The following is a 5,171-nucleotide window of genomic DNA, read 5'->3' as shown; positions in this document are numbered from 1 at the left end:
CATCAATGCCGCCCTTGCAGGGGAGCTTTCCCCCGACGAACTGAGCGCTGAAGAGCAAGAAGTCTGGTTTGCGCAGTTTGGTGAAGATATGACCGCGCCGTCTGATCAAGAAGAGGCCTTCTTTGCGCAGCGTCGTCAGCTGGGCCGTGGTGTTGGGCTGAATGACAAAGGCGAGTTGGTCTACCCTGAGGCCGCAGCCTGAGCGTGGCCCCTGTCCCGCGTCCAATACTCGTGATGCTGGCAGGTCCGAACGGATCAGGCAAATCCACGCTTTACGAGACGCGGATCGCGCCAAAATTTGCCGTGCCCTTTATCAACGCCGACGTCATCCAGCGTTATGAGCTCAAAGACGGTGATGTCAATGCAGCGTACGAGGCGGCACAAATCGCCACCGAGCGCCGCACGTCCTTGATGGCGGATCGTAAAAGCTTTGCCACGGAAACCGTGTTCTCTCATCCTTCTAAGCTTGACCTTATTACCCAAGCCAAAGCCCTAGGGTATCGCGTTATGACGTTTCATATCTCGGTAGAGCATCCCGACCTATCCGTCGCTCGCGTCGGTGAAAGGGTCACTGAGGGTGGTCATCCCGTACCTGAAGAGAAAATCAGAAACCGATATGATCGCTCCGGCCCCCTGATCCGCCAAGCGATTCTGAGCAGTGACATCGGTCATGTCTTTGACAACTCCCAGTTGAACCAGCCCCCGGTGCGGGCGTTGTCATTCACAAACGGAACCCTCGCCTTTGCCTTGCCGCAGCTTCCCAATTGGGTGCTCGATCTCTACGGGGACGATTTAGTTCTGTAGGTAGCGCTGTTTATGACAGGCCCATCAGCCACAGTTGGCTGGCCGTCAACAATCGCTATTGGTAGTGCGGAGCGAAATTCATGAATTACGCACCAGCAAACTAAACATCAAAAGGGTATTTCCCAGTCATCATCTGCGGCGACTGAATGGTCGTCGTCCTGTGTTTCTACGCCTTCCGCAGCTTCCACGATGAACCGCGCCCTTTGATATAGTTCATCAAAAGTTAGAATTTCTGGCTGGCGAAGATTGCGCCTGTAATCCTCGAACGAGCGGTACCGTGCTTCATTCACTCCATGTCTGGACTCAAACTCTGACAGGTTGCCAATGACCAAGAACGAACGCGGTTGAACCGTCGTCAACGCCTCCCCAGTGGGATTTCCATTGTCGTCCGTAAATCGGTGATGAACATCCAATTCATCCAATGCAGCGCGCACATTCTCTTGCGTCTGCGCGACTGCACCCGACAGTTCGGCAGTGGGTGCCCATGTGCCAGATCGGTACTGACTCTCTTTGAGCAACCCTTCTGTATGCTTTTTGATCTCCACAAGACAGAGTGCGCTTATTGCTGCACGGGTCTTCATTACTGCGTCTGGTCTTTTGCCATTGTTAATTAGGCTTGCGCCACGGATGGTGGCTTGTAGATTTTCATCGTTTAACCCAGTGGTGAATACGTAGGACAATCCGTAGCCAAATATCCATTGATTGCGTTCGAAGAATTTTTGCCAGTCGTCCTCAGAAAGGTCTCTTTGATCCAGCATTGCGCGGAACTCGTCCAATTGCTGGCGGCGATATGCGAGAGCAATAACATCCTGTGTCGTGATTTTGCTGCGAGCGAACTCCACAACCAAATCGGGATGATCTTCAAGAACTTTTCGAGCATCGGTGTCAGGAAGGTGAACGAGTTTCAAATCATCAAATTCGCGATTGAACTTCTGTTCATCAGGTATTTCTAGCTTCTCAATAACCTGTAAAAACTCAATTAATTCTGGAACTTCACGACCGTAGATCACAAACTGTTCCCCCATTGGGGTGCCTTTGTTTGCGTTCCACTGTTGAAACCAAAGATGACTTATCCCTCGACCATCCTCAATGAACTTTACCTTAGTTTGACGTGTTCCATTCGCTGAACTCCGTATCACATACTCATCGTTTTCCTTGATCACTTCAGGAACCTCGTTGCTCGAAAATACGCGGTTTCCATAGCGCCAAAGCTTTTTGCTCCATGGCAAAGGAAACCTCTTCGAAATGTAGTATCGAGACGGCCTGCGATCTTTCGCAAATTTGTATTCCTTGAAAAGATCGATGCTCACCTCCTATAGTCTTGTAGAGCTGAGATTAGCCTATGTTGCGCCGTTCACAAGTTGTTCGGAGTACTGCGAAAGCAAATGGATCCGCGCATAAGCCCCATCATTTTATGCAAAAGACGGCTCACTCCCGCCTTACGCTGAATTCCACCCCTTCGTGCCGCTTGAGATGGGCAACCATCGCCAACAGATTGTCGGCACGTGGGTTGCCGCTTTCGCTGAGCATGCGCATTAGGCTCTTGGGGTTTTTCTCCATCTCGGCGGCCAGTGCATCAAAACCAACCGTTGCGTTCACGTAGTCACGCAACAGGGTCTTTCCCAAGTTCAGCTCGTCATTCAGCAATGCGTCCAAGGCTTCCTGAAAGAGACCCATGCGGAACTCTGGATCACGCTCGGCGCGTGCCTTGATTGTATCTTTAAAATCGCGTGTCAGTGGCATGCTCAGCCCCCTTTCTTTCGTTGTTTGTATTCGTCCCAAAGTGCCTTGGCGGCATCAATGTCTTTGCTCTGGCGTTTCTTCGATCCGCCGCAAAGCAATATGACCAGTTCATCGCCATCACGGCCAAAGTAGATGCGATATGCGGGTCCGAATGGTATGCGCCGCTCAGATACCCCCTGCCCCACGGATTTCACGTCACCAAAATTGCCGTGTTCCATGCGGGCAAGTGCTGTCGTCACCTTCACCGCAGCGGCGGCATCAAGACCATCAAACCAATCATTGAACGGGCATTTTCCATCTGCTGTTTCATAAACGCGAAGAGTAACCATACAAATATATAGTAACTCATACGTTACCAGTTGTCAAATACTTCTAACCCCTGTGCCTACCCCAATCATTGGGTAGTAAGTCCGCCCTGCCCTGTCCGGCACGGCGCATCAAAAAACGTCTCTTTGACGTAAAATACGCCTGACATCACGATGCACGAGAGAGCAATCAAAAATAGGTCATTCTTGGTCATGCCTTCATGATACTCAGCTCCCCTGCCCCACGCGCAAGAAAAACCGCAATCATACGCTGTTAGCTTGGGGGTAAGTGCCTGTTCTTCGGAGCCGCTTTCGCTGATACCGTGTGGGAAACATCCGAGGTTCTACGTCAAGGATTTATCAGCTTTGCTGGCGCGTAGCGTCCTTGATGTAGGTTTTTGGGTGGTTCAGGCATCTTTCAGCGAGACGTATCCGAGGGCTTGGCACGCCCCGTTTGTTCTTTGGTGAGCAGGAGCGTTTCCCTGCCCTTTTCGAAATCCTGCGTCTATAATGACCGTCATGGACATTGACGACGTGATATTGGCATTTTTTGACATCAGCCTTCCATGCATGATGTTGTTTGTTGCCGTCATATTTGCCCTATCTCCAAGTGTTTCCTTGGTGATGACAGTGGCGCAGTCTGGAATGGGGCTCCTGTGTCTGTATTGGGCCATTGGCGATCTTCTGAACACGCTGCGGTTTAACGCCGAAGAGAGAGAAAACACCACATCCTCACCACAAAAATGGGACTGTTGCATTAACCTGCTTTGTCGTTGATTTTTGTGCTTTTGAGGTTCGCCATGCCGCGCAAATTCCCGTTCAAACATCACCGCTTTCCGAAAGATGTCATTCTGTGCGCGGTGCGTTGGTATCTGAGGTATCCGTTGTCCTATCAGGATGTCGCCGACCTGCTAGCCGAACGCGATGTCGCGGTTGACCGCTCCACGGTGTATCGGTGGGTGCAGAAGTTCGGCCCGGAACTGACCAAGCGCACGGAAAAGCATCTCCGGCGGGCCAGCTGTCACTTAGCACTTAAATGGGTTCTTCCTCACTTTGTGTGACGGGTAGCCGGTTGATGCCTTGCCTGCTACCTTCCTGCATGCGCGTTTTATCAAAATTGTCCCCCGGCCCAGGGGCAAAAGTTCTGGGTATGAGGCAGGACGCAAATGGTAGTTATGTCGTCTCTGCGGTTGCTCCCGAGAACGGCATCTGTCCGCATTGCGGATCGCCAAGCCGCCATCGGCATGGACGTTACAGCCGTCGTTTGAAGGACTTGCCGGTCCAGGGAAAGCTCGTCACGGTCGAGATCTTGCTGAGCCGTTGGAAGTGCAGATCCCTGAATTGTAGTCGAAAAACGTTCGCTGACAGAGTACCGAGGGTTGCGCAGCCCTATGCAAGAAGTACCTCAAGACTGTCGGAGATAATCGAGTTGATCGGCCATAGTATGGGTGGTCGTCCCGGTGAGTATGTACTGCACAGACTTGGTATACAGGTCAGCGACGACACGATCCTCCGGCATTTGAAGCGAAATTCTGCCAATCCCGCACCGAGGGCTGATATCCGTGTGGTTGGTATCGATGATTGGAGTTGGCGCCGTTCGTCGCGATATGGGACGATTATGGTCGATCTCGAACGTCACGAGGTCGTTGATGTTCTGAACGACCGCAAGGCCGAGACCGCTGCTAAGTGGTTGAAGAACCGGCCGTCTCTCGAAGTCGTCAGTCGTGATCGCTGCGGCTTGTACGCGCAAGCTGCGCGCGAAGGCGCACCTCAGGCGAAGGAGGTCGCCGATCGGTTTCATCTGGTTCAAAATCTTCGAGCAGCGATCAAAGAGCAGATGAGCTTATTGGGGCAAGGAAATATCCGGCCTATCCTCTCCAAGGAAGCGTTGGCATGCAACGCGGTCCAACATCGCCGTGCCCGATTGGTGCATCGGGCGTCGCGCCAGGAAACGGTCGAGATGCTTCATGCTCTGCGCCAGCAGGGCCATTCTTTCAGCGAAATCGCCCGGCAAACCGGCTATGAGAGGCGCAGCATCGCGAAGTGGCTCAAGTTCAGTAATGCTCAAGATAGACAGCGTGCGCCGCTAACACCATCGTCGCCAAGGTACTTTGAAGCGTTTCTCGCTGATTGCTGGAGGGACGGCAACCGGCTTGGGCGTCATCTGTTTCACGACGTCAAGAACCGCGGATATACCGGAAGTCGTTCGCATCTTGAACGCTTCCTGGGTGTGTGGCGTGCCGCAGAAAAGATGGGCCCTGACCATCCCCATCCGGAAGACGTCGTTCCCCAGCCTGTCAGAGATCCCACAAATGGCCA

Annotated in this window: 6 protein-coding genes and 1 pseudogene; 4 read left to right on the top strand and 3 right to left on the bottom strand. The window is 52.6% G+C overall.

Annotated elements, in window-relative coordinates; translation table 11 throughout:
• Together AB8B75_RS18900 and AB8B75_RS18895 are read left to right on the top strand one after the other, a co-directional pair.
• Positions 1 to 202, top strand: a pseudogene (locus AB8B75_RS18900) (hypothetical protein); the annotation flags it as partial.
• A 2-nt stretch (positions 203 to 204) separates the two neighbouring features.
• Positions 205 to 804: a zeta toxin family protein gene (locus tag AB8B75_RS18895; RefSeq protein ID WP_405364375.1), complete on the top strand. Its 600-nt coding sequence runs from the start codon at positions 205 to 207 to the stop codon at positions 802 to 804.
• A gap of 107 nt (positions 805 to 911) precedes the next feature.
• Here the strand turns inward: AB8B75_RS18895 and AB8B75_RS18890 are convergent, their stop codons facing one another.
• The 3 genes from AB8B75_RS18890 to AB8B75_RS18880 all read right to left on the bottom strand — a co-directional run bounded on the left by AB8B75_RS18890 (position 912) and on the right by AB8B75_RS18880 (position 2,876).
• Complete coding sequence (locus AB8B75_RS18890) at positions 912 to 2,114, bottom strand: Shedu immune nuclease family protein (RefSeq protein WP_405364374.1); 1,203 nt, start codon at positions 2,112 to 2,114, stop codon at positions 912 to 914.
• A gap of 118 nt (positions 2,115 to 2,232) precedes the next feature.
• On the bottom strand, positions 2,233 to 2,547 hold the full coding sequence (locus AB8B75_RS18885; RefSeq protein ID WP_405364373.1) for a transcriptional regulator: 315 nt from the start codon (positions 2,545 to 2,547) through the stop codon (positions 2,233 to 2,235).
• Positions 2,548 to 2,549: 2 nt separating this feature from the next.
• Complete coding sequence (locus tag AB8B75_RS18880; protein ID WP_405364372.1) at positions 2,550 to 2,876, bottom strand: type II toxin-antitoxin system RelE/ParE family toxin; 327 nt, start codon at positions 2,874 to 2,876, stop codon at positions 2,550 to 2,552.
• 776 nt (positions 2,877 to 3,652) lie between these two features.
• Here AB8B75_RS18880 and AB8B75_RS18875 point away from each other — a divergent pair.
• Together AB8B75_RS18875 and AB8B75_RS18870 are read left to right on the top strand one after the other, a co-directional pair.
• Complete coding sequence (locus tag AB8B75_RS18875) at positions 3,653 to 3,913, top strand: hypothetical protein (protein WP_405364371.1); 261 nt, start codon at positions 3,653 to 3,655, stop codon at positions 3,911 to 3,913.
• An 89-nt stretch (positions 3,914 to 4,002) separates the two neighbouring features.
• Positions 4,003 to 5,171 (top strand): ISL3 family transposase (locus AB8B75_RS18870; RefSeq protein WP_405364370.1); only part of this gene is annotated, 1,169 nt, incomplete at its 3' end.

Source organism: Roseobacter sp. (genome assembly GCF_045106495.1).
Classification (GTDB): domain Bacteria; phylum Pseudomonadota; class Alphaproteobacteria; order Rhodobacterales; family Rhodobacteraceae; genus Roseobacter.
The sequence above is the reverse complement of the archived record's forward strand: the minus strand, read 5'-3'. Positions and strand labels throughout refer to the sequence as shown.

Excerpts from the sequence above, each read along its gene's own strand:
- AB8B75_RS18885 (WP_405364373.1), bottom strand. The coding sequence starts at position 2,547 with ATGCCACTGACACGCGATTTTAAAGATACAATCAAGGCACGCGCCGAG.
- AB8B75_RS18875 (WP_405364371.1), top strand. The coding sequence starts at position 3,653 with ATGCCGCGCAAATTCCCGTTCAAACATCACCGCTTTCCGAAAGATGTC.
- AB8B75_RS18880 (WP_405364372.1), bottom strand. The coding sequence starts at position 2,876 with ATGGTTACTCTTCGCGTTTATGAAACAGCAGATGGAAAATGCCCGTTC.